The sequence below is a fragment of the Streptomyces sp. WMMB 714 genome (assembly GCF_900090125.1).
Taxonomy (GTDB): domain Bacteria; phylum Actinomycetota; class Actinomycetes; order Streptomycetales; family Streptomycetaceae; genus Streptomyces; species Streptomyces daqingensis.
Genome location: NZ_FMHJ01000009.1, coordinates 246,527 through 270,093 on the forward strand (window position 1 = coordinate 246,527; position 23,567 = coordinate 270,093).

Sequence of the window (23,567 nt, forward strand, 5' to 3'; positions counted from 1 at the left end):
CCCCCCGCCCGCCTGACGCAAGCACCCTCCGCCCGCACGAAGTTCCGCATCCACACGACGTTCCGCATCCATACGACGAGAGCCCCCGCCATGTACGAGCTGTCCCGGATCCGCCTCTACTCCATCGGGCCCGCCGGTGCGCGCTACGCCGACACCGTCCTGGACCTGCGCGGAGTCGGCGGTCCGGTGCCCAGCCCCGCCCCCGCCCAGGCCGACTTCTTCGAGGACGAGCCGGCCGGGCCCCCGTGCCGCCCCGCTCCCGCCGGGGTCCTCTTCCTGGAGAACGGCGGCGGCAAGTCCGTACTGCTGAAGCTGATCTTCTCCGTGATGCTCCCCGGGCACCGCAACACCCTCGGCGGCGCGAGTTCCGGCGTGCTGCGCAAGTTCCTGCTCGCCGACGACTGCGGCCACGTGGCGCTGGAATGGCAGCACACCCGCACCGGCGAGACGGTCGTCGTCGGCAAGGTCAGCGAGTGGCGCGGCCGCCAGGTGTCCAACGATCCGCGGAAGTTCGCCGAGGCGTGGTATTCCTTCCGGCCGGGCCCCGGCATGAGCCTGGACTCGCTGCCCGTGGCGGAGTCGGCCGCCCTGCGCTCGGCGGCGGAGGGCACCTCGACGGCGCGGGGCCGCCGTCGCACGATGAAGGGCTTCCGCGACGTCCTGACCGAGACGGGCAAGGCGTACCCGAATCTCGACGTGGCCTGGGAGGAGGTCCACGAACGCTGGACCGAACGTCTCACGGGGCTGGGCCTGGACCCCGAACTCTTCCGCTACCAGCGGGAGATGAACGCCGACGAGGGCGAGGCCGCCGGGCTCTTCGCGGTCAAGAACGACTCAGACTTCACCGACCTGCTGCTCCGTGCCGTCACCGACACCCGCGACACGGACGGACTCGCCGACCTGCTGCACGGCTTCGCGCACAAGCTGGGCCGCCGCAGCGAACTCACCGCGGAACGCGACTTCACCGCCGGCTCCCTCGAACTCCTCAACCGCATCGCGGACTCCGCGCAGCAGCGCGAGCGTGCCCGCGACATCCACGCCGGTGCGGAGCAGCGCACGCGGGCGCTCGTCCGCAGACTCGCCGCCCGCGGCGCGGACGAACGCCGGCGCGGCGCCGAACTCGCCGAGCAGGTCGCCGAAGCCGACCGCGCGGTGGCCGCCGCCGCGGACGCGCGTGCCACGGCCTCCCTCACCGCGGCCGAACTCGCCTACAGGCACGCGTCCCTGGCGCTGGCCCGCGCGGAGAAGGCTGCCACCGCGCAGCGCCGCGAACTGACCGACGCCCGTACGCTGCACTCCGCCTGGCAGGCGGCGGAGACCGTACTGCAGCACAGGGCGGCGGCCGACCGTGCGGCCCGTGTCTCCGCCGCCATCCGCGAGGCCGAGCGCGACGCGGCGCCCGCCTTGGCGGCCCGGGCCACGGCCGCCGCCGACCTCGTACGGGCCCTGCACGCCGCGGCGGAGGAGGGGGAGAGCACGGCCGCGGCCGAAGAGGAGCGCTCCGCGGCCCTCCAGGCCGACAGCGAGGCGGCACACCGTGACGCGACGGCCGCCGCCACCGAGGCCCAGCGCGCCCGCAGCGAGAGCGAACACCTGCGGCAGCGCCTCGCGGAGGTCGAGCGGGAGACCGACGAGGCGGTGCGGGCGGGCTGGATCGAGGATTCCGGCAGCGGCGACGGCGAAGCCGACCCCGCGCGGGCGGCCCTCGCCGCGAGCGACGCCGAGAAGAGCGCCGTCGCGTCATGGGAGCAGGCCCGCGAGACCGCCCGCCGCACGGCCGAGCGCGCACAGGAGACCGCGGCGGAACTCTCCCGCTCCGAACTCGCCGCCGCCCGCGCGTCGGACGCGGCCGAAGCCGCGGCCTCCGCCTGCGCCGCCGAGCGCCGTACGGCCGAGGACCTGGGCCGCGAGCAGCGCCTCGCCGAGCTCCTCGGGCTTCCGCACGCCTCTCCGGCGTCCGCTTCCGCCTCGGCCTCCGCTTCCGCTTCCGCTTCCGCCTCCGTGCCGGGCCCCCGCGCCGGGGACGGCCGCGACGGGCAGGACGGCGCCGCACCGGGCCCGGCGTCCCCCGTCCAGGACGGCGCGGAAGTCTCCCCGGCCCCGCTCACCGCGGAGGAGCTGGACAGGGGAGGCGAATCCCTCACGGAGCTGCTGGAGGAAGCCGTCGCCACGTGCGAGCGCCAGCTCTTCGAGCTGCGGACGGCGGCGGCCGAGGACTCCCGCATGCTCGGCGCTCTCGGCGACGGCGGCCTGCTGCCTCCCGGGCCCGACGTCACGGCGACGGTCGAGTTCCTCGGCGAGCACGGCGTCCCGGCCCTTCCCGGCTGGCGCTACCTCGCGCAGGCCGTCGACCCCGCGGACCACGCCGACGTCCTCGCGGCCCGACCGGAGTTGGTCGACGGCGTCATCATCACCGACCCCGGCAGCCACGCCCGCGCGCGTGACGTCCTCGCCGGGGCCGCCCTGCTGCCGCGCTCGGCCGTGGCGGTCGGCACGGCGGCGGCGCTCCTGGCGCCGACGCCCTCCCCGGAGGCGGCGGCAGCCCGCCGGGAGGACGTGTTCCTCGTCCCGCCCAACCCCGCCATGCACGACGAACTGGCCGCCGACGACGAGCGCACCCAGCTGCGCCTGCGCGCACAGGCCCGCGACGAGGAGATCCGCACTCTCGCCGCGCGCCTCGCCGCCGACCGCACGCTCGCGGCCCGCCTCGCGTCGTGGCGTACGGGGTGCCCGCCGGGCCGCCTCGCGGAGCTGGCGGCAGCGGAGGAGGAGAGCCGCGAGGCCGCCGAGGCAGCCCGCGGCCGGCTCGCACAGGCCCGTACGGCGCGGCAGGAAGCCGAGGACGCGGCCGCCGACGCCGCCCGCGTACGGGACGAGAAGCAGGAGGCGGCCCAGCGCGCGCGGCGCGCGGCGGACGCCCTGGCCGGGCTGGCGTTCCGGCTGCGCGAACGCACGAAGTGGCTCACCAGGCTGCGCGGCCTGGCCGACGAGGCGGCGGAGGCGGAGGAGCGGGCACAGTCCTGCCTCGCGCGGGCCCGCGCGGCCGACGAGGACCGGCGCGCCGCGCAGCGCGCGGCGGACGACGCCCGCCGGACGGCACGTACGCTGCGCGCCGAGCGCGCCCAGGTCGCGGGCGTACCCGACGACGTCGACGAGAGCGCGCCGCCGCCGGAGGGCTCGCTGCCCGCCCTGCGTGAGGCCTACCGGTCCGCCTCCCAGCTGTACGAGCAGGTCGGCGTCGGCGCCGACCTGCGAGCCGAACAGGCGCGTGCGGAGGGGGACGAGTCCGCGGCGCTCGCCACCCTGGACCGGCTGACCAACAAGGTCCGCACCCGCGCCGCGCAGCTCCTGGAGGGCCCGGACGGGGCCGACGGGCCGGCACGGCAGGCAGCCGCGGCGCGTGCGGAGTCCCTCGTGCAGATGCTGGAGACCCGCGCCGCCGCCGCGAGCGAGCAGCTCGGCAGGCTGCGCGGCGAGGCGGAGCGCCTCGCCCCCGCTGAGGGCGGCGCCCACACCGAACTGCCGGACTCCCTGGTCCCGGAGGACGCGGAGCACGCCCAGAGCCTGCTGCGCACCGCGAACAGCGAACTCGCCGCCCGCAGCGACGAACTGGACGCCGCGCGTGCGGCCCACGCGCAGCTGACCCGCGCCCACCAGGCCGCCCTCGACGCCGCGGAAGGCTTCGAGGAGACCGGCTCGATGCTCCGCGACCTGCTGCGCGATCCGCAGAGCGCCGCGGCCGTCGACGACGAGGAGCCCCCCGAGCCGTACCCCGGCACACCGGCGGAGGCCCGCCAGGCGGCGGCCGAGGCGCGCCGGTCGCTGCGCGGGTGCGCGGCGGACCTGTCGGCGGCCGAGCAGGCGGTCCGGGAGGCCTGCGAGGTGCTCGTCCGGCACGCCAACTCCGCACGCTTCGAGCAGGTCCGCACGCCGGCGCGGCAGCAGATCCGTGAACTGCCCGCGTCGGCGCTGCCGGAGCACGCCGCGTCGTGGGCCGGGGCGTTCGCCCCCCGGCTGCGCGTCCTCACCGACGAGTTGGAGCAGCTGGAGCGCAACCGCGACAGCATCGTCGACCGGCTGCGCGGGCTGGTGGAGTCGTCGCTGGCGACGCTCCGCGCGGCGCAGCGGCTGTCGCGGCTGCCGGAGGGGCTGGGGGAGTGGTCGGGGCAGGAGTTCCTGCGCATCCGCTTCGAGGACCCCGACCAGGCATTGCTCGCCGAGCGGCTGGGCGAAGTGATCGACGAGGCCACGCGCGCCGCCGTACGGAAGAACTCCGACCTGCGGCGGGACGGAATGACCTTGCTCCTGCGGGGAGTTCACGCCGCGCTGGAGCCGCGTGGCGTGTCCGTGGAGATCCTTAAACCGGACGCGGTGCTGCGGGCGGAGCGCGTGCCGGTCGGCCAGATGGGAGACGTCTTCTCGGGCGGGCAGCTGCTGACCGCCGCCATCGCCCTGTACTGCACCATGGCAGCGCTGCGGAGCAACGACCGCGGCCATGACAGGCACCGGCACGCGGGCACGCTCTTCCTCGACAACCCCATCGGACGCGCCAACGCCACGTATCTGCTGGAGCTGCAGCGCGCGGTCGCGGATGCGCTCGGCGTCCAACTGCTCTACACGACGGGGCTGTTCGACACCACGGCGCTCGCGGAGTTCCCGCTCGTCATCCGGCTGCGCAACGACGCCGACCTGCGGGCGGGGCTGAAGTACATCAGCGTCGAGGAGCATCTGCGCCCCGGGCTGCCGTCGCAGGACCCCGAAGGGGAGACAGTGCACGGCGAGATCACGGCGACGCGCATGTTCCGCCGTCCGGAGGCGGGGGAGGGACGGCCCAGGGTTCCCTCGCAGGCGGACCCGCGCGGAGAGTCCTGAGGGGCGGGGCCCGCCCCAACCGCCGTGGCGGTGCGGTCAGTCGGCCGTGCCGCGCCTCGTCCGCACGCGCGGGCGCGGACGGGCCGCGCTGCTGGGTTCGGACAGGACGCCGTGCCGCTGCCGCCACACCTGCCGCGTCACCCACACGTCCAGCACCGCCCAGGTCGCCACGACAGTGCTCGCCACCGTGGAGATCACCATCGGGAAGGCCAGCCAGACAGCGGCGAGGGAGCACAGCACGGCGACCATCAGCTGCACCAGCGTGACCGCCACTATGAGGAGCGCGCGTACCGCGGCCGTACGAACCGGGTCCGGCAGCCGAGGCTTTGCGTACATGGTCTCTTCACTTCCCCGCTCAACAACCCCCACATGCTTTCACGTTTCCACGGGCGCCGGGTGCGCCACAATCGGCTGGGCAGGTCCGGGCATCAGCTGACATCTGTGGACGAGGCACCCTGGACGGCTGGATTTGCCGCTCGGACACATCTACGACTACGTCACGCGGCAGTAGTAGGCTCACGCCGTTTGCTGTCGGAACTCGCCCCCGAGCGGAGGGGGTCGACTAGGGGAGGCCATGCGCTTTCGCGGTAGGTCCATCCGCCGGAAGATAGTGGCGCTGTTGCTGGTGCCGCTGCTGTCACTGGTGTCCATCTGGGCCTTCGCCACCTACATCACCGGGCGCGAGGCCCAGGAGCTCCTCAACGTCGTCAACACCGTCGACGAGGTGGGCGATCCGGCGCAGGAGGCCGCCCAGGCAGTGCAGCAGGAGCGACGGCGGACCCTGGTCTACCTGGCCGACCCGCGGGGTTCGGAAGCGCTCACCCTGCTCGAGAAGCAGCAGCAGGCCACGGACCGCCAGGTCGGCCGACTCCGCGCCAACGCCCGCGAGCCCGGCATGCGTTCGAACCTCTCCGTCGACGCGCACGCCCGCCTCGACTCCATGCTGGAGAAGTTCGGCGAGCTCGAGGACATCCGCGGCAAGGTCGAGGAGAACACGATCACCCGCGGCGGCGCGTTCCAGGCGTACAACGAACTCGTCGACCCCTGCTACGCGTTCGTCGCCGCTCTCGGCGGACTGAACGACGTCGACCTCGACAAGCAGGGACGCGCCCTCGTCGGCCTGGACAGGGCCCGCGAATACCTCGCCCGCGAGGACGCCCTGATGGCCGCGGCGCTGGCCTCGGGCAAGATGACCAAGGGCGACCGCCGCGCCTTCTCCGACCGGGTCGCCGAGCGCAACCTCACCTACACCACGACGCTCTCCGAACTGCCCGCCGAGGAACGGCAGATCTTCCAGACCTACTGGGACGGCACCGACGGCCGCACGCTGCGCAGCTACGAGGACGCCATCATCGCGGCCGGCGCCCGGGGCACGGAAGGTGTCAACGCGGAGCGGTGGTCCTCCGCGACGTCCACCGTCCTCACCGACCTCGAGCGCATGAACTTCGAGGCGGGCAACCGCTACGAGCAGCGCGTGCAGCCCGCCGCCACCAAGGTGCTGATCCAGGCGGGGGCGGCGGGAGTGCTCGGGGCCGCGGCGGTCCTCGCGTCGATCGTCATCTCCTTCCGGGTGGGCCGCAGCCTCGTAAGGGACCTGCGCACCCTCCGCAGGGAGGCGCAGGAGGCCGCCGGAGTCCGGCTGCCGAGCATCATGCGCCGTCTCGCGGCCGGCGAGACCATCGACATCGAGACCGAGGCTCCGCGGCTGGAGTACCCGCAGGACGAGGCCGGGCAGGTCGGCCAGGCGGTCAACACCCTGCAGCGCGCGGCGGTCGAGGCGGCGGTCAAGCAGGCCGGCATGCGCCGCGGCGTCTCGGAGGTCTTCGTCAACCTCGCCCGGCGCAACCAGGTCCTGCTCCACCGCCAGCTCACGCTGCTCGACCACATGGAGAGGCGCACCGAGGACTCCGACGAGCTGGCCGACCTCTTCCGGCTCGACCACCTCACGACCCGTATGCGCAGGCACGCCGAGGGCCTCGTCATCCTCTCCGGGGCGGCGCCGTCCCGGCAGTGGCGCAAGCCGGTGCAGCTGATGGACGTCGTGCGGGCGGCCGTCGCGGAGGTCGAGGCGTACGAGCGCATCGAGGTGCGCCGCCTGGCCCGTCTCGCCGTCGACGGCGGCTCGGTCGCCGACCTCACGCACCTGATCGCCGAACTCCTGGAGAACGCCACGGTGTTCTCCCCGCCGCACACCGCCGTGCAGGTGCTCGGCGAACGCGTCGCCAACGGCTTCACCCTGGAGATCCACGACAGGGGACTGGGCATGGCGGCCGACGCGCTCCTCGAAGCCAACCTGCGGCTGGCCGAGACACCCGAGTTCGAGCTCTCCGACACCGACCGCCTCGGGCTCTTCGTCGTGGCCCGCCTCGCCCAGCGCCAGGGCGTGCGGGTCTCCCTCCAGCCCTCGCCGTACGGAGGGACCACGGCCGTGGTCCTCATCCCCGGCCGGATCCTCTCCGAGAGCTCGGGGGCGCCGGAGTCCGAGACCGACCGCGACACCGGGAGCTTCCCGTTCCGGGGCGGGGTGACCGGGCAGCGGCTCGACGCCCTCACCCGCAAGGAGCCGGCCGCGTCGCTGCAGGCCTCGGACTCCGGGAGCCGGCCCGCCCTGGACGGGCCCATCGAACTCGAGGGCCCACTGGGTGAGTTGGAGGAGGCGAACCGCGTCGCCTCGCGTCCGTTCGCCGTCGAAGACGACCGCACGCCGGAGCACGACGACGACGGGGCCGCCACGCCCGTGCGCCGCTCCGGCCCCGTGCCGCTGCGTGCGCCCAGGCCAGGGCTGGAGCAGCACCAGCAGGCGGACGACGAGACCGAGTCCGCTCGGCCGTCGAGTGAGGGAGAGGCCCGCGGGGACGGCCTCGCCCCGCTTCCGCGGCGGCGCCCGAACACCCCTGTGCTCGTCGCGGACCACGGCCGTACTGTCGACGGCGGGAACCGGCCCTCCCTCGCCGGAGCCTCCGGCGAGGCGGCGGAGCGCAGCGGGGGCGAGGAGCGCCGGGAACGCCCGGAGAGCCCGCCGGAGACGGACTCGGCACCCGGTCGGTCGGCCGGAGGGACACGATCCGGTACGGTCAGCGGTCTGCCGCGCCGCGTGCGCCAGGCGAGCCTCGCGCCTCAGCTCAAGCGGGACACAGGCGACGGCGTGTCAGCTCACGACGATCGCGGGACGGGTTCCGGCGGCCTGTCGGACCGGGACGCGGAAGAGGTCCGCAACCGCATGGCCTCGCTCCAGCGAGGCTGGCAGCGGGGCCGCCGGCAGAACGCCGAGGAGTCCGCCGACGAATCGGCGGAGTCAGCACCAGGAACGACACCGGAGGGGAACGGTCGATGACCGCACCGAAAGCCACAGCGAACACTGCCCCGGGAAGCGGTGAACTCAACTGGCTCCTGGACGAGTTGGTCCAGCGCGTCGGCAGCATCAGCAAAGCACTCGTGCTCTCCGGGGACGGACTGGCACGCGGAGCCTCGCAGGAGCTGACGGGTGAGGACGGCGAGCACCTGGCGGCCGTCGCCTCCGGCTTCCACAGCCTCGCCAAGGGCGTCGGCCGCCACTTCGACGTGGGCGGCGTGCGGCAGACGGTGGTGGAGCTCGAGGACGCCTTCCTCTTCGTCACGGCCGCGGGCGACGGCAGCTGCCTGGCCGTGCTCGCCGAGGCCGACGCCGACGTCGGCCTGATCGCCTACGAGATGACGCTCCTCGTCAAGCGCGTCGGCGTGCACCTCGGCACCGCTCCCCGCTCGGGGTCCGAAGGGTGACGCAAGCAGGCGCCGAGGGGATCTGACGGGACGCAGTGATGACGGACCCCTGGTTCGACGACGCCGCAGGGCCCGTTGTGCGGCCGTACGCCATGACGCGCGGCCGCACACGCAGCAGCTCGGACGAGGCACGTCTCGACCTCATCGCATTGGTGATCGCGCAGAGCCCGGACGGTGAAGGAGACGCGAAACCCCAGGAGGACGCCGCCGGATCCGGGCAGGGTGACGGTGGCGGTGCGGCCGTCCGTCCCGACGGCGGCAGCCACCGCGACGCCGACGTGATCTCGGACAGCACGCTGGCCCCGGAGCACGTCGACATCGTCCTCCGCTGCCGGCGTGCGCCGCAGTCCGTGGCCGAGCTCGCCGCCGAACTCGATCTGCCGGTGGGCGTGGTGCGCGTTCTCGTCGGGGACCTCATCGACTCCGAATGGGTACGCGTGAGCCGCCCCGTCCCTCCGGCGGAGCTGCCGGACGAAAGCATTCTCAGAGAGGTAATCGATGGCCTTCGGGCGCTTTAAGCGCGGCGCCGCGGCGCCGCCCGCAGAGCCGGTGACGCTGAAGATCCTGGTGGCGGGCGGATTCGGCGTCGGCAAGACGACCCTCGTCGGATCCGTCAGCGAGATCAAACCGCTGCGCACCGAGGAGACGCTCACCGAGGCGAGCCGGCCCGTGGACGACACCGCCGGCGTGGAGGCGAAGTCCACGACCACCGTCGCCATGGACTTCGGCCGCATCACCATCAACGACAGCCTGGTGCTCTACCTGTTCGGTACGCCCGGGCAGGACCGCTTCTGGTTCCTCTGGGACGAGCTGGCCCAGGGCGCGCTGGGCGCCGTCGTCCTCGTCGACACCCGCCGACTCGAGGACAGCTTCGCCGGGATCGACTATTTCGAACGCCGGCGGATCCCGTTCACCGTCGCGGTGAACCACTTCGACGGGGCGGACCTCTACCCCGCCGAGACGGTGCGCGAGGCCCTGGACCTGGACCCCGAAGTGCCGATCATGGTGGGAGACGCGCGGAGCCGGGAATCGGCGCGCGACATCCTGGTCTCCGTCGTCGAACACGCGATGCGCAGGGCGACGTCCGCCGCCCAGCAGCACGAACCCGCTCCCGCGCGCTGAGACGCGACGACGGGACGAGGCCGCAGCCCCGTCCCGTCCCATGCGACGCGCGGCCGCCCGCTCCACCGGATTCCGGGGACGCGAGGCCGGCGTGACCGGTCCCGTGCCGGATCGCTCGCCCGGGCCCGCACGCCGTACCGCCGTGCGGCCTGTGTCAGTCGCCTTCCTCGACCCAGCCGAAGCTGCGCTGAACGGCCTTGCGCCAGTTGTGGTACTCCCGCTCCCGCACCTCGGGCGTCATGTCCGGCGTCCACTCGGCGTCCCGCTTCCAGTGGGCGCTCAGCTCGTCCAGGTCGGACCACACCCCGGTCGCCAGGCCCGCGGCGTACGCCGCTCCCAGGCACGTCGTCTCCGCCACCACCGGCCGGATCACCGGTACGCCGAGGACGTCCGCCTGGTGCTGCATCAGCAGGTTGTTGCCGGTCATGCCGCCGTCGACCTTGAGGCTGGTGATCTCCACACCGGAGTCCTTGTACATGGCGTCCACGACTTCCCTGGTCTGCCAGCTCGTCGCCTCCAGCACGGCACGCGCCAGGTGGCCCTTGGTGACGTACCGGGTGAGCCCGGCGACGACGCCCCGCGCGTCCGAACGCCAGTACGGGGCGAACAGCCCGGAGAAGGCGGGGACGATGTACGCGCCGCCGTTGTCCTCGACGCTCGCCGCCAGCGTCTCGATCTCGGCGGCCTCCCGGATGATGCCCAGCTGGTCGCGGAACCACTGCACGAGCGCACCGGTGATGGCGATGGACCCTTCCAGGCAGTACGCCGGCGGTTCGCCGCTGAGCTGGTAGCCCATCGTCGTCAGCAGTCCGCTCTTGCTGGCGACGGGGCGGCCCCCGGTGTTCAGCAGCAGGAAGGAACCGGTGCCGTAGGTGTTCTTGGCCTCGCCCACCGAGAAGCACGTCTGCCCGAAGAGGGCGGCGTGCTGGTCGCCCAGCGCGGACGCCACGGGAACGCCGGCGAGCTGGCCCACAGCCGTCCCGTACACCTCCGAGGACGACCTGATCTCGGGAAGCATCGAGGCCGGGATGCGCATGGCGTCCAGGATCGACTGGTCCCACTCCAGCGATTCCAGGTTCATCAGCATGGTGCGCCCGGCGTTGGTGACGTCCGTGACGTGGACGCCGCCGTCGGTGCCGCCGGTGAGGTTCCAGATGAGCCAGGAGTCGATGGTGCCGAACGCGAGCTCGCCCGCGTCGGCCCGCTGCCGCAGTCCGGAGACGTTCTCCAGCAGCCACAGCGCCTTCGGCCCCGCGAAGTAGCTCGCCAGGGGCAGACCCGTGCGGTCGCGGAAGCGGTCCTGGCCGTCCGAGCCGCCCAGTTCGGCACACAGGCCGGCGGTCCGCGTGTCCTGCCAGACGATGGCGTTGTGCACCGGCTGCCCGGTCTTCCTGTCCCACACGACCGTGGTCTCGCGCTGGTTGGTGATGCCCAAGGCGCTGAGCTGGTCGGCCCGCAGACCGGCCTTGGCGATCGCGCCGGCCACGACGGCCTGCACCTTCGACCAGATCTCGGTCGCGTCGTGCTCCACCCAGCCCGGCTTGGGGAAGATCTGACGGTGTTCACGCTGGTCGACGGCGACGATCGCGCCGTCCTGGTTGAAGATGATGCAGCGGCTGGACGTGGTGCCCTGGTCGATGGCGGCGACGAATTTGTCCGACATGATCGCGTTCCCCTTTTCCGGATCTACTGCTGAGGAATGCCCGGAGGACCGGCAGGCCCCGGGAGAATCAGAAAGCGGGCTGCGGGGCGCCGCCGTGGTGGTTCCGGTGAGCCCTTTCGCCTGCCGGGCGGCGGAGGCGGGACGCGACCGGCGGGAAGCCCGTATCGGCGTGCTCTCATCACGGCTCCTCGTTGTCTCGGCCGGGTGCGGCCCGAACCCGGTCCGCCCGGGTTCCCGGCCCTGACCGGGCCCTCGCGAACGGCTTCCGAACCTGGTCGCGGGGCGCGGACGTCGACTGCGGCCGGTGTCGTGACCCGGGCCCCGCCGGCCTTGCCCCGGCGGTGCGGCGGTAGTCGTTCTGCGCAGCGAAAAGGCCGTCGTGGCCAGGGACATCATGAATCGTGGAGACAGCGGCGGTCATTGACATCCCTGCCGTGTCGGCGTGATCGGAGACGTATTTCCCCCGTATTCCGGCGGGCCCGGCCGGCATTCGGCAGGGCCCCGGAACGTCCTCGGGGCGCTGCCGGACCCCACCGCTTCTCTCTTCGCGAAGTCGTCCGGAACCGCGGACGCGGCGGTGCACACGGACGCCGCGGACCGAGGCCCGCGGGACGGTTGAAGCCGCAAGTACCGTTGACACCGGACACCCGCGGCCGGAGACTCCGGCGAGCCCGGCGCTGATCCGCCGGCCCGGGCGACCGCGGTCCCGCTCCTCCCGCTTCGGGACACCTCCGGCCGGGAGACGGCACGCGTGCCGGCACGGAGCGCGGACCGAGCACGACCGCAACGCCGCCTCGGAAGGGGACCGACGATGAAGACCGACCACCGCGACCTCCTCATCGGCGGCCAGGAGGTCCCGGCGGCCTCCGGCCGCACCGCGGACGACCTCGACCCCTCGACCGGTGAGGTCTGCGCCACGGTCGCGGCGGGACGCGCGGAGGACGTCGCCCGCGCCGCCGCGGCGGCCGACGCCGCGTTCCCCGCGTGGGCCGCCACAGCCCCCGCCACCCGCCGCAGGATCTTCCTCAAGGCCGCGGACGTCCTGGAGTCCCGTGCGGAGGAAGCAGCGGCACTGATGGCCCGCGAGGCCGGCGGCACCCGGCCCTGGGCGCTGTTCAACGTGCAGCTCGCCGCCGGAATGCTGCGGGAGGCCGCGGCCGCGGTCACCGCCCCCAGGGGAGAGGTCCTCACCTCCCAGGACGAGGGGACGCTCAGCCTCGCCGTCCGCGAACCCGTCGGTGTCGTCGGCGCGTTCGCCCCGTGGAACGCGCCGGTGATCCTCGGTACCCGCGCTGTCGCCGCACCCCTGGCGGCGGGGAACACCGTCGTCGTCAAGCCCAGCGAGGACGCTCCGCTCGCCTGCGGGTACTTCGTCGCGGACGTACTGCGCGAGGCCGGACTGCCGGACGGGGTGCTGAACGTCGTCAGCAACGCCCGAGAGGACGCGGCCGAGGTCGCCGAAGCCCTCGTGGCCCATCCGGCCGTGCGCGCCGTCAACTTCACCGGATCCACCGGCGTCGGACGTCGCATCGGGAACCTGGCGGCTCAGCATCTCAAGCCCGCCGTGCTGGAGTTGGGCGGCAAGAACTCCGTCGTCGTGCTCGAGGACGCCGACGTGGACTACGCCGTCGACGCCGCCACGTTCGCCGTCTTCATGAACGCCGGCCAGATATGCATGTCGGGCGACAGGATCCTCGTCCACGCCTCCCTGGCCGAGGAGTTCACGGAGAAGTTCACCGCGAAGGTCGCCTCCCTGCCGCACGGCGCACCCACCGATCCGGGCACCGTCATCGGCCCGCTGGTCAGCTCCGCGTCAGCCGGCCGACTCGCCGCCCTCGTCCGGGACGCCGTCGAGAAGGGCGCGAAGGTGCTGGCCGGGGGAGGGGAACCGAGTGGCGCCGTCCACCCGGCCACCGTCCTCACCGGTGTCACCCCGGAGATGGAGCTGTACCAGGGGGAGGCGTTCGGCCCCGTGTGCGCGCTGTCCACGTTCGCCGACGACGACGAGGCCGTCGAACTCGCCAACGCGACCGAGCACGGCCTCACTTGCGGGATCATCACCGAGAACGCCACCCACGGACTGGGCGTGGCACGCCGTATCCGCACCGGCATCGTGCACGTCAACGACCAGTCGGTCGCCGACGAGCCGCAGGCGCCGTTCGGCGGGATCGGAGCCTCCGGGTACGGGCGCTTCGGAGGCCGCTGGGGCATCGAGGCCTTCAGCAACACCCGCTGGGTCACCCTCGCCGGCAACCACGCCCACTACCCGTTCTGACGCCCGTGAGCGGGCCCGTACGGCCCGCTCACGCTCACGTCGCGCGGGAGCGCCATGCCGCCGCGTCCCACGGGAGCGCCTCACCGCCGGGCCTCCCGGGACGGCTGCTGAGCTGCACCGGAGCAACAAGTGTCACGAGCAGGTCACCGGAGGCGCACACGCGTGTCCGGACGCGGGATGAGCTGAACCACACCCCGGGTCGCCGCGTCCACCATCAGCAGACGGCGGCACGGGAACCACGGGGGTGATTCCGTGCCGCCGTCGCCCCGGCCGCGTGGCGGACACAGCCGGCGGAACAGTCCTGTTCAGTGGTTGTGCAACGCCCGCCGCCAGACGGGGAAGTCGAAGAACGTCTCGGGGAACGTCTCGTCCTCCAGCGTGAAGTGCCACCATTCCTCGGGGAGGTTGGTGAAGCCCGCCTCCTCCAGGGTGTCCTTCAGCAGCAGCCGGTTCTCGCGCTGCTCCCCCTTGATCCGGGGGTCGAGCGTGTGCGACAGGGTGTCGAAGCAGTCGTAACCGGTGCCCATGTCGATGGAGTTGTCCGGGAAGCGGACGCTCTGGGGCGCGAAGCAGGAGACGAGCGGCTCTCCCGGCCGGTACGGACGCGTGGGCTTCGCAGGCAGCTCGACAAGGGTCAGATCGACGGTGCTGCCGCGGCTGTGCCCCGACTTCTCCGCGATGTAACCGTCCTCGAACAAGCGGTCCTTCTCCACCCGGGGATAGAACTCGTCCTTCATCGACTCGTCGTCCAGGTCCTTCGCCCAGTCCACGAACTGGTCGACGGCTCGCTGCGGCCGGTAGCAGTCGTAGACCTTCAGCGAGTAGCCCTTCCGGAGGAAGGCGTGCTGGGCGACGCTCAGCGCCTTTGCCGTGTCCCGGGTGACGATGCACATGGGCTGCCGGTATCCGTCGACGCGTTGACCGACGAAGTTGTGCCGCGTGCGGTAGCGCATCTCCTGAAGGATCGTCGGAGCGACGTCCCGGAGAGCGACGAACTCCTCAGGGGCGGAGGGCTCTTCGGCTCCTCGCCCGTTCTCTGCCGTGCTCCGGCCCTGGGCGTCCTGTACGGTTCCCGCCGACGGCGCCGCGGCAGCCGGCGCGGCCGGGGCGAGGGCGGTGAAGGCGAGCAGTGCGGCGGCGAGTCGTGCCGCGCGGAACGATCCTCTGAATGGCATGGCCATCGTCTATCAGTTGCGCACCCGCACCGGGTACCCCGCGGCGGTGCCGTCTTGCCGGGTGACCACCGTCCTGCCCTCCTCCAGCGAGACCGTGAACCGCTCGGGCGGCTTCCGCTCCCAGCCCTCTCCCGCGTCGGGGATCACCAGACCGCTGCCCTTGCGTCCCGGTGCGGGCGGCCAGACCTCCAGCTCCGTACCTCCGTCCGGTCCCGCCACCGGCACGGCCGCCCCCGCCCGCGCGAGCACGGGAATGCGGGACAGCGGGGCGTCCAACTGCACCTCGCCCGGCCCCTCGTGGACCGCGCGGGTGGCCGTGTCGTACCAGCGGCCGTGCGGCAGCCGCACCGTCCGCCGCCGCGCCCCGGCCTCGAACACGGGCGCCACGAGGAGCGCGTCCCCCAGCAGGAACGCGTCGCCGCACTCGCGCAGCGCGCGGTCACGCGGATGCTGCCACCACAGGGGACGCACGTACGGCGCTCCCGTGCGGTGGGCGAGCTGCGCGAGCGTGCTGAAGTACGGGCGCAGCCGCTCCCGTTCGGCCATCGCGGCGGAGCAGTGCGCCAGCACCTGCGGCCCGAAGCCCCAAGGGACGGGCGTACCCGCACCCTTGGTGCCGCGGGTGCGGAACAACGGCAGATACGCGGCCAGTTGGAACCAGCGCAGATACAGCTCCGGCGACGGTGCGGCCGCGCCGCCCGCGATGTCCGGCCCCGCGTAGGGGACTCCGCAGAGCCCCAGTCCCACCACGAGTGCCAGCGACGCCCGGAGCGCCTGCCAGTCGGCGGCCGACTCGCCCGGCCAGGTGCCGCCGTACCGCTGCATGCGCGCCCAGCCCGACCGCGACAGGAGGAAAGGGCGCTCGGAGGGCCGTAGTCGCTCCAGCCCCGCGTGAGCGGCCTGCGCCATCGCCAGCGCGTACACGTTGTGGGCCTGGCGGTGGTCGCCGCGCCGCCCCTCCAGGGAGTGCTGCGCGGCACGCGGCACCGTCCGCCCGCCGCCCGGGGCAGCCTGGGGGGACGCCTCGTCCAGCTCGTGCGACACCCCGGCGAAGCCCTGCGCCAGCCGTTCCGCGTACAGCTCGCCCCACCACTTCCGTACGCGCGGCTCGGTGAAGTCCGGCAGCAGCGCCTTCCCCGGCCGCCGCAGCACGGCCTGGACGCGCCGCCCGTGTCCGTCCCGTACGAAGGCGTCCACGGCCGTGCCGCTGTCGTACACGGCGTTGCCCGGTTCGGGCCGCACCGCGGGATTCACGACCGACACCAGACGCACGCCCTCGGCTCTCAACTCCGCGGCCAGCGACGGCAGATCGGGGAAGCGCGCGGTGTCCGTGGTGAACACGCGGCAGCCGTCGAGATGTTCGGCACCCAGATGCACGGCCGCCAGAGGGAGCCCTCTGTCCCGGTAGGCGGCAGCGGTGGCACGGACCTCCCGCTCGGAGCCCGTGCCGCTTCCGCTGTGCTGATGCCCCAGCGCCCAGCCGGGCGGCAGCGCCGGCGCACCGGACAGGCGCGCCCAGCTGTGCAGCACCCGCGCCGGGGGACCGGCGATCACCCAGTAGCGCAGCGGACCGCCGTCCATCCGGGTCTCGCTCCGGCCGGGACGGTCATGCCCCGAGCCCCGCCCTTCCTCACCCTCCGTGATCGTGACCCGCCCGTCCCAGGAGTTGTCGTGGAAGACCAGGTGGGTTCCCACGTCCGCGACGACCAGCTGGAGCGGCATCGTGACGGGCAGCGGATCGGTGTACGGCCCCGCCGGGCCGTGGTCCGCGTTCCACAGGCGGTACGAGCCGTTGCGCAGCGGCGGGCCGCACGCTCTCGCGCCGAGCCCGAAGAAGCGTGCGTCGGCGGCGACTTCGGACCGCTGCAGCCACCTCGCGCGCCCCGCGGAACCGGCAGGCGGCGCCGCACCGGCCGCACCACCTCCGGTGCGACCGGGCGCTACGGGACCATCTCCCGGCCGGGGCCCGCCGGAGGGGCCGCGTTCCCCGCCCGTCGCCGCGCTCTCCCACCACCGCGGCGGCAGCTCCCTGCGCAACAGCTCGCCCCCCGGGGTGCGCACCTCCACCGCCCCGTGCCGGGAGACCGTCACCAGCAGCCGCTCGGAGACCACCCGCCAGCCGCCCGCCTTGTCCGGTTCCAGCTCCGCCCGTCCGTCCGGCTCCGGCACGGCTTCGGCCAGCGCGTACGAGGGCGCCGGCTCCGCCCCGTCCCAGCCGAGGAAGACGGCACCGCCGACCGCCACCCGCACGCACAGCGAGGAGCGCTCGAACCGGATCACCCCGCCGCCCGGCCGCGCCTGCGCGCCGCACGCGGCCCCCGGGACACGGGCCCGCTCCGTCCCGGCCTGCCGCAGCGCCCCCGCACCCTCGCGCCGGCGTCCCCACGGAGTGCGCGCCTGCCGTTCCCGCCATGCCGTCCCGACCCACATCACCGACCGCACCAGGTCACGCGCATCCATGCTCCTCAGAGTGCCAGGACAGGGGGAGCCCGTCAGGGGCGTTCAACTGGCGTTCATCCAGCGCCCATCAGCCCTTGACGTGCGCCCCTGCGCCCCCGGCACGCCATGCCCCCACTCGGCGCCGCCCGGCCCGTGCGGCTGCCGCGTCCAGCACTCCGGACCGTGGTGGCGCCACATTCCGGATCAAGGAGGCATGTGGCGTCCGCCCTGGCGCATGGGGTGATCGCGTGGCATCGTCCTGACCATCCGTACGTACGCCCACCGGTACGCCCGCGCCCGTGCGGAGTACCGCCAGACGAGCCGGACCGGGAGCCGCCCCCATGACCACCGCGCACAGCACACCGCAGCCGCAGCCCGTCACGCCGGAGCCCCTCTGGCAGCCGGGCCCGGACCGCGTCGCTGCTGCGCAGATCACACGGTTCCAGTCCTGGGCGGCCGAGCACCACGGCGCCCCCGCCGCCGTGCCGGACGACCCCGCCGCGAGCTACGCGGCGCTGCACCGCTGGTCCGTCGACGAACTGGCCGCCTTCTGGAAGGCCCTCACCGAGTGGTTCGAGGTGCGCTTCTCCTCCCCGTACGAGACCGTGCTGGCGGACGCGGCGATGCCCGGCGCGACCTGGTTCCCCGGGGCGACGCTCAACTACGCGGAGCACGCGCTGCGCGCCTCCGAGGACCCCGCACGGGCCGGTGAGCCCGCGCTGCTGCACGTCGAGGAGGCGCACGAGCCGCGCACCGTGACCTGGAGCGAGCTGCGCCGGCAGGTCGGCTCGCTCTCCGGCGAGCTCCGCCGCCTCGGCGTACGGCCCGGCGACCGCGTCAGCGGCTACCTGCCCAACGTCCCCGAAGCCGCGGTGGCGCTCCTCGCGACCGCCGCGGTCGGCGGCGTATGGACCTCCTGCGCACCCGACTTCGGCGCGCGCAGCGTCCTCGACCGTTTCCAGCAGGTCGAGCCCGTCGTGCTGTTCACCGTCGACGGCTACCGGTACGGCGGCAAGGAGCACGACCGCAGCGAGACCGTCGCCGAACTCCGCCGCGAACTGCCCACCCTGCGCGCCGTCGTCCATGTGCCGCTGCTCGGCACCGACGCCCCCGAAGGCACCCTCGAGTGGTCCGGCCTCGTCGCCGCCCCGGCCGGCTCCGAGGACGCCTCGCCCGTCTTCGAGCAGGTGCCCTTCGAACACCCCCTCTGGGTGCTCTACTCCTCCGGCACCACCGGCCTTCCCAAGGCCATCGTCCAGTCGCAGGGCGGCATCCTGCTCGAACACCTCAAGCAGCTGTCCCTGCACAACGACATCGGCCCCGGCGACCGGTTCTTCTGGTACACCTCCACCGGCTGGATGATGTGGAACTACCTCGTCTCCGGCCTGCTCACCGGATGCACGGTCGTCACCTACGACGGAAGCCCCGGCCACCCCGACGTCTCCGGGCAGTGGCGCGTCGCCGCACTCACCGGGACGACCTTCTTCGGCACTTCCGCCGCGTACGTCATGGCCTGCCGCAAGGCCGGCATCCACCCGGGACGCGAGCTCGACCTCTCCCGCGTCAAGTGCGTCGCCACCACAGGCTCACCGCTGCCGCCCGACGGCTTCCGCTGGATCCACGACGAGATCTCCGACGACATGTGGATCGCCTCCGTCAGCGGCGGCACCGACGTGTGCAGCTGCTTCGCAGGAGCGGTCCCCACGCTCCCCGTCCACACCGGCGAGCTGCAGGCACCCTCGCTCGCCACCGACCTGCAGTCCTGGGACGCGCAGGGCGAACCCCTCACCGACGAGGTCGGCGAGCTCGTCGTCACCCGGCCGATGCCGTCCATGCCGGTCCGCTTCTGGAACGACCCCGACGGATCGCGCTACCGCGACAGCTACTTCGAGATGTACCCGGGCGTCTGGCGGCACGGCGACTGGATCACGCTCACCGGCCGCAACACCGTCGTCATCCACGGCCGCTCCGACTCCACGCTCAACAGGCAGGGCGTGCGGATGGGTTCGGCCGACATCTACGAAGCGGTCGAACGGCTCCCCGAGATCCGCGAATCGCTGGTCATCGGCGTCGAACAGCCCGACGGCGGCTACTGGATGCCGCTCTTCGTCCACCTCGCCGAAGGCGCCGTGCTCGACGACGCCCTGCGGGACCGGATCAAGGCCACCATCCGCGAAGCTCTCTCACCCCGGCACGTGCCCGACGAGGTCATCGAGGTCCGGGGCGTGCCCCACACCCTCACCGGCAAGCGCCTCGAAGTCCCGGTCAAGCGCCTCCTGCAGGGCGCCCGCCTGGACAAGGCCGTCAACCCGGGCTCCGTCGACGACGTGGAGCTGCTGCGCTTCTACGAGCAGCTGTCGAAGGAACGCACCGGCTGACCGGGCGGCGGCACGCCGTTGTCACACCCCCTGATTACTGTGAGTGACCAGTGACCGCAGGAATCAGGGGGAGACCATGGCTCACACCCGCAGCCGTAAGCGCAGGGCACGCCGTTCGCTGCGCCGCGAAGTGCCCAGCATCGTCCCGGTGCTCGCGGACGGTGCGCACTTCGCGCGGATGCGCGCGTACGGCTCGTTCGCCTTCGAGGAGCACGGCGGGTATCTGCGCCGGCTGGAAGGGCTGCTGCGCGCTCTGAAGGCCCAGCAGATCCCTGCCCGTCTGGTGCTGTTCGACCCCGTCGACTACGAACTGTTCTGCCAGGCCGAGGGGATCGACCCGGACACGCCGGACAGCCGCGTCCGCTACGTCGCCGAGGTCGCCGCGTCCGGCACCGCGATGCCCTACCGGGGCCAGGCCCTCCGGCACCTGCTCCCGCAGCTCCGCGAAGCACACGCGTGCCGGCTCACCTGGCATGCGGGCACAGAGATCCTCGCCCGCGCGGGCTCGTGCGCGCGGTGCGGAACCGACATCGGCAAGGCCGCGTTCGACCGCGCCGCCCACGTCCTGACGTCACTGCTGGAGCGGGCAGGCCGCGGCACGCACCATCTCGTCGCGAGCGTCGCGGTCCCAGGGGCACCCCTCGTTACCGCGCTGGACGTGCGGCGTGCGCCGCGAGGCGAACTCCGCGCTCCCGAACAGGCGGCCCTCGCTCTGACCACCGCACTGGCGGCGGGATTCGCGACGGCGAGCGCCGGAGGCCTCGTCCTCCGCACGGACGCCGGCGCGCAGGGGGAGACGGGCTTGGCGCGCGACACCGTCCGCGGCTGGTCCCTCGACAGAGCGGAGTGCTGGCTGCGCCCGCTCACGGCATCCGAGGTCTTCACCGCCTACTGCACCGATCCCGCGACGCGGGAGCCCCTGGCCCCCGAACCCGGCGTCGACCATGCCCCGGGGTTCGGCCTGCCCCACCCGGGAGGCGCGATGCACTGCTGACGCAGGCGGCCCGGCCGGAAGCAGCCGTGCTTCACGGCCGGTGCGGCGGCTGCCGCTCACTCGCCGGAGAGCACCGCCTGCGCGGCCACCTTGGCCTCGTGCGCGCTGTCCGACGAGCGGGCGGCGTCCGCGGCGCGCGAACACTGAGCGAGAGTGTGCTTCGCCAGGGTGGCCCGTACATAGGGAATCGACGCGGCCCCCATCGAAAGACTGGTCACGCCCAGCCCCGTCAGCACGCACGCCAGGAGCGGATCGGCCGCCGCCTCCCCGCACACCCCGCAGCTCTTCCCCTCGGCCCGGGCCGCGTCGGCAGCAGACGCGACGAGGTCCAGCAGGGCCGGCTGCCAGGGATCCTGCAGCCGGGAGACGGCGCCGACCTGCCGGTCCGCCGCGAAGGTGTACTGGGCGAGATCGTTCGTCCCCAGAGAGAGGAACTCCACCTCCTGCAGCACCGCCCGCGCACGCAGAGCCGCGGACGGAATCTCCACCATCACCCCCGCCTTCGCCTGCAGCCCGGCCGTACGGCACGCCTCGGCGAACGCCCTGGCGTCCACGCGGTCCGCCACCATCGGGGCCATCACCTCGAGGTACACGGGCAGCCCTTCCGCGGCCTTCGCGAGCGCCGTGAGCTGGCCCTGCAGGATCTCGGGGTGGTCCAGCAACGTCCGCAGCCCCCGCACTCCGAGCGCCGGATTGGGCTCGTCCCCCGGCGTCAGGAAGTCCAGCGGCTTGTCCGCCCCCGCATCCAGAACCCGCACCACGACGCGACCTTCCGGGAACGCCTCCAGCACCTGCCGGTACGCCGTGACCTGCCTCTCCTCCGACGGCGCCTTCGTACTGTCCTCGAGGAACAGGAACTCGGTCCGGAACAGTCCCACCCCCTCGGCGCCCGCCTCCACGGCCGCGGCGACGTCGCCCGGCCCGCCCACGTTGGCCAGCAGCGGAACCCTGTGCCCGTCGGAGGTGGCCCCCGGCCCCTTCGCGGCGTCGAGAGCCGCCCTCCGCTCCGCCGCCTCAGCCCGCAGCGCGGCCTGCTCCTCCTCGCCGGGCGAGACGGAGACGGCGCCCGTGCTCCCGTCCACAGCGACGACCGTGCCCTCCGCCACCTCGCACGCCCCTGGCAGAGCGACCACGGCGGGCACCCCCAACGCCCGGGCCAGGATGGCGCTGTGACTCGTCGGGCCGCCCTCCTCCGTCACGAAACCCAGTACGAGCCCCGGGTCCAGCAGCGCCGTGTCCGCGGGAGCCAGATCACGCGCGAAGAGCACGAACGGGCGGTCGCTGTCGGGCACTCCCGGCATGGGGACCCCCATCAGCCGCGCGACGATCCGGTTCCGTACGTCGTCGAGGTCCGCCACACGCCCCGCGAGGTAGTCGCCCGCGCCGGCCAGCAGAGCCCGGTAGGCCGCGAACGCGTCGTACACGGCCCGTTCCGCCGTGCTCCCCACAGCGATACGGCGCTCGACGTCGGCCATCAACTCGGGGTCCTGCGCCATCATCGCCTGCGCCTCGAGGACGGCCTGCGCCTCACCACCCGCCAGATTGCCCCGCGCGGACAGGTCGTTGGCCACAGCCTCGACGGACTGCCGTGCCCGCTGCTGCTCGCGCGGCGCCTCGGACTCCGCGATCTGCTCGGCAGGCGGCTCCAGCACGGCCGTCCCCATGTGCCGGACCTCACCGATCGCCACTCCGTGGCTCACGCCGACGCCTCGCAGGGTTGCGTCCATCTCTCTCATCTCCCGTCGATGCGGTGGGTCCGTCACCGCTGCACTTCACGCGTACCCGGCCTCACCCCGCGGCGGCAGGGGCACGGCGTCACTTCCACTTGAAGAGCGTCGTGCTCGTCTCGACAGGTCCCTCTTCGACGACGGCCGCCAGCGCGTCCGACGATGCCTCGAGAGCGATCACCGGCGAGATCGGCGACTTGCCCGCGTCCACCACCGCGACGGGGTTCCAGCTCACGATGGACTGTCCACGCTCCACCGAGTCCCCCTTGGCGGCGAGGAGTTCGAAACCCTCGCCGTTGAGCTGGACGGTGTCGATGCCGAGATGGGTCAGCACTCCGCGTCCGTCGGCGTCGACCACGACGAAGGCGTGCGGATGCAGCGAGACGATGATCCCGTCGACGGGCGAAACGGCCACGGTCGGCTCCCGCACGGGGTCCACGGCGGTGCCGGGGCCCACCATCGAGCCGGAGAAGACGGGATCGGGCACCGCGGAAAGCCCGACAGCGGCACCGGAGAGGGGGGACGTCACAGTGGTCATGGGATGCCTCCCGATGGGGGGACGAGCAGCCGCCGTCTCCATCAGGCCTGGACGGCGCACCGATCTGCAGAGTAAGTCATCGCAACGGCCCGCTCCGTGAGAGCGCGGCGTGTGGCGTATGCCTCCCCACCCCCGCCCACCAGGCGTTCTCCACCCGGCCGATTTGCTCCCGTCCCCGGGGACCGCTACTGTCTCCCTCGGTCCGAGCCCCCGGCCTCGGACCTGAAGCCCCAATTTCGTTGCGGGGCAAGGAGTTTGATAGCGTCGGGATCACCGAGAGGGAAGCGCCCGGAGTGGCCTGTGACAGGGTTGCGATGGAAGCGTCCGTTCTTTGAGAACTCAACAGCGTGCTAAAAGTCAACGCCAGATATGTTGATACCCCGTCCCCTTGGTTTATGGGGGCGTGGATTTCTTTGATACAGACAGCGAGGATGCTGTGCACACTGGGATTATTCCTCCTGGTTGTGCCGCTCTCGTGTGTGCTGTTTGCAGCATTCACGGAGAGTTTGATCCTGGCTCAGGACGAACGCTGGCGGCGTGCTTAACACATGCAAGTCGAACGATGAAGCCCTTTCGGGGGTGGATTAGTGGCGAACGGGTGAGTAACACGTGGGCAATCTGCCCT

Annotated in this window: 13 protein-coding genes, 1 rRNA gene and 1 pseudogene; 9 read left to right on the top strand and 6 right to left on the bottom strand. The window is 72.9% G+C overall.

Going from position 1 to position 23,567, the window contains the following annotated elements:
• Positions 1 to 90 precede the first annotated feature (90 nt).
• Positions 91 to 4,872 (top strand): coiled-coil domain-containing protein, encoded by a 4,782-nt coding sequence (locus H181DRAFT_RS18490; RefSeq protein WP_045865620.1) that lies wholly within the window; start codon positions 91 to 93, stop codon positions 4,870 to 4,872.
• An 81-nt stretch (positions 4,873 to 4,953) separates the two neighbouring features.
• Here the strand turns inward: H181DRAFT_RS18490 and H181DRAFT_RS18495 are convergent.
• Positions 4,954 to 5,241 (bottom strand): annotated as a pseudogene (locus tag H181DRAFT_RS18495) (hypothetical protein); the annotation flags it as partial.
• Between the two features lie 205 nt (positions 5,242 to 5,446).
• Here H181DRAFT_RS18495 and H181DRAFT_RS18500 point away from each other — a divergent pair.
• Genes H181DRAFT_RS18500 through H181DRAFT_RS18515 form a run of 4 tightly spaced genes read left to right on the top strand, consistent with a single transcriptional unit; the run spans position 5,447 to position 9,753 of the window.
• On the top strand, positions 5,447 to 8,206 hold the full coding sequence (locus tag H181DRAFT_RS18500; RefSeq protein ID WP_045865622.1) for a sensor histidine kinase: 2,760 nt from the start codon (positions 5,447 to 5,449) through the stop codon (positions 8,204 to 8,206).
• Entirely contained in the window at positions 8,203 to 8,631 is a 429-nt protein-coding gene (locus tag H181DRAFT_RS18505; protein WP_045865623.1) for a roadblock/LC7 domain-containing protein, read from the top strand. Before H181DRAFT_RS18500 ends, H181DRAFT_RS18505 begins: the two co-directional genes overlap by 4 nt.
• Positions 8,632 to 8,669: 38 nt before the next feature.
• A complete protein-coding gene (locus H181DRAFT_RS18510) occupies positions 8,670 to 9,149 on the top strand; it encodes a DUF742 domain-containing protein (protein ID WP_045865624.1) in 480 nt (159 codons plus the stop codon).
• A complete protein-coding gene (locus H181DRAFT_RS18515) occupies positions 9,130 to 9,753 on the top strand; it encodes a GTP-binding protein (RefSeq protein ID WP_045865625.1) in 624 nt (207 codons plus the stop codon). The genes H181DRAFT_RS18510 and H181DRAFT_RS18515 overlap by 20 nt, the downstream gene beginning before the upstream one ends.
• Before the next feature lie 154 nt (positions 9,754 to 9,907).
• On the opposite strand, the gene glpK is transcribed toward H181DRAFT_RS18515, so the two are convergent.
• The gene (glpK, locus tag H181DRAFT_RS18520; protein ID WP_045865626.1) at positions 9,908 to 11,416 is read right to left on the bottom strand and encodes a glycerol kinase GlpK; all 1,509 of its coding nucleotides are present in this window, start codon (positions 11,414 to 11,416) and stop codon (positions 9,908 to 9,910) included.
• Between the two features lie 811 nt (positions 11,417 to 12,227).
• Between glpK and H181DRAFT_RS18525 the strand changes: the two genes are divergently transcribed.
• Positions 12,228 to 13,691 (top strand): aldehyde dehydrogenase family protein, encoded by a 1,464-nt coding sequence (locus H181DRAFT_RS18525; protein ID WP_045865627.1) that lies wholly within the window; start codon positions 12,228 to 12,230, stop codon positions 13,689 to 13,691.
• Between the two features lie 305 nt (positions 13,692 to 13,996).
• On the opposite strand, the gene H181DRAFT_RS18530 is transcribed toward H181DRAFT_RS18525, so the two are convergent.
• Together H181DRAFT_RS18530 and H181DRAFT_RS18535 are read right to left on the bottom strand one after the other, a co-directional pair.
• Positions 13,997 to 14,866, bottom strand: coding sequence for a M15 family metallopeptidase (locus tag H181DRAFT_RS18530; RefSeq protein ID WP_045865674.1), 870 nt, complete (start codon positions 14,864 to 14,866; stop codon positions 13,997 to 13,999).
• A 12-nt stretch (positions 14,867 to 14,878) separates the two neighbouring features.
• Entirely contained in the window at positions 14,879 to 17,326 is a 2,448-nt protein-coding gene (locus H181DRAFT_RS18535; RefSeq protein ID WP_045865628.1) for a glycoside hydrolase family 31 protein, read from the bottom strand.
• 320 nt (positions 17,327 to 17,646) lie between these two features.
• Between H181DRAFT_RS18535 and H181DRAFT_RS18540 the strand changes: the two genes are divergently transcribed.
• Together H181DRAFT_RS18540 and H181DRAFT_RS18545 are read left to right on the top strand one after the other, a co-directional pair.
• A complete protein-coding gene (locus H181DRAFT_RS18540; protein WP_045865629.1) occupies positions 17,647 to 19,683 on the top strand; it encodes an acetoacetate--CoA ligase in 2,037 nt (678 codons plus the stop codon).
• A gap of 76 nt (positions 19,684 to 19,759) precedes the next feature.
• Positions 19,760 to 20,677: a hypothetical protein gene (locus tag H181DRAFT_RS18545; protein ID WP_045865630.1), complete on the top strand. Its 918-nt coding sequence runs from the start codon at positions 19,760 to 19,762 to the stop codon at positions 20,675 to 20,677.
• A gap of 56 nt (positions 20,678 to 20,733) precedes the next feature.
• On the opposite strand, the gene ptsP is transcribed toward H181DRAFT_RS18545, so the two are convergent.
• Together ptsP and H181DRAFT_RS18555 are read right to left on the bottom strand one after the other, a co-directional pair.
• The gene (gene ptsP / locus H181DRAFT_RS18550; RefSeq protein ID WP_045865631.1) at positions 20,734 to 22,404 is read right to left on the bottom strand and encodes a phosphoenolpyruvate--protein phosphotransferase; all 1,671 of its coding nucleotides are present in this window, start codon (positions 22,402 to 22,404) and stop codon (positions 20,734 to 20,736) included.
• A gap of 88 nt (positions 22,405 to 22,492) precedes the next feature.
• Positions 22,493 to 22,942 carry a PTS sugar transporter subunit IIA gene (locus H181DRAFT_RS18555; protein WP_045865632.1) on the bottom strand — a complete coding sequence of 150 codons (450 nt, stop codon included), beginning with the start codon at positions 22,940 to 22,942 and terminating at the stop codon, positions 22,493 to 22,495.
• A 494-nt stretch (positions 22,943 to 23,436) separates the two neighbouring features.
• Here H181DRAFT_RS18555 and H181DRAFT_RS18560 point away from each other — a divergent pair.
• Positions 23,437 to 23,567, top strand: a 16S ribosomal RNA gene (locus H181DRAFT_RS18560); the annotation flags it as partial.

What these genes read in the sequence shown, in the direction of transcription:
- H181DRAFT_RS18490 (WP_045865620.1), top strand. Translation starts at nt 91, where the DNA reads ATGTACGAGCTGTCCCGGATCCGCCTCTACTCCATCGGGCCCGCCGGT.
- H181DRAFT_RS18500 (WP_045865622.1), top strand. Translation starts at nt 5,447, where the DNA reads ATGCGCTTTCGCGGTAGGTCCATCCGCCGGAAGATAGTGGCGCTGTTG.
- H181DRAFT_RS18505 (WP_045865623.1), top strand. Translation starts at nt 8,203, where the DNA reads ATGACCGCACCGAAAGCCACAGCGAACACTGCCCCGGGAAGCGGTGAA.
- H181DRAFT_RS18510 (WP_045865624.1), top strand. Translation starts at nt 8,670, where the DNA reads ATGACGGACCCCTGGTTCGACGACGCCGCAGGGCCCGTTGTGCGGCCG.
- H181DRAFT_RS18515 (WP_045865625.1), top strand. Translation starts at nt 9,130, where the DNA reads ATGGCCTTCGGGCGCTTTAAGCGCGGCGCCGCGGCGCCGCCCGCAGAG.
- glpK (WP_045865626.1), bottom strand. Translation starts at nt 11,416, where the DNA reads ATGTCGGACAAATTCGTCGCCGCCATCGACCAGGGCACCACGTCCAGC.
- H181DRAFT_RS18525 (WP_045865627.1), top strand. Translation starts at nt 12,228, where the DNA reads ATGAAGACCGACCACCGCGACCTCCTCATCGGCGGCCAGGAGGTCCCG.
- H181DRAFT_RS18530 (WP_045865674.1), bottom strand. Translation starts at nt 14,866, where the DNA reads ATGCCATTCAGAGGATCGTTCCGCGCGGCACGACTCGCCGCCGCACTG.
- H181DRAFT_RS18535 (WP_045865628.1), bottom strand. Translation starts at nt 17,326, where the DNA reads ATGGATGCGCGTGACCTGGTGCGGTCGGTGATGTGGGTCGGGACGGCA.
- H181DRAFT_RS18540 (WP_045865629.1), top strand. Translation starts at nt 17,647, where the DNA reads ATGACCACCGCGCACAGCACACCGCAGCCGCAGCCCGTCACGCCGGAG.
- H181DRAFT_RS18545 (WP_045865630.1), top strand. Translation starts at nt 19,760, where the DNA reads ATGGCTCACACCCGCAGCCGTAAGCGCAGGGCACGCCGTTCGCTGCGC.
- ptsP (WP_045865631.1), bottom strand. Translation starts at nt 22,404, where the DNA reads ATGGACGCAACCCTGCGAGGCGTCGGCGTGAGCCACGGAGTGGCGATC.
- H181DRAFT_RS18555 (WP_045865632.1), bottom strand. Translation starts at nt 22,942, where the DNA reads ATGACCACTGTGACGTCCCCCCTCTCCGGTGCCGCTGTCGGGCTTTCC.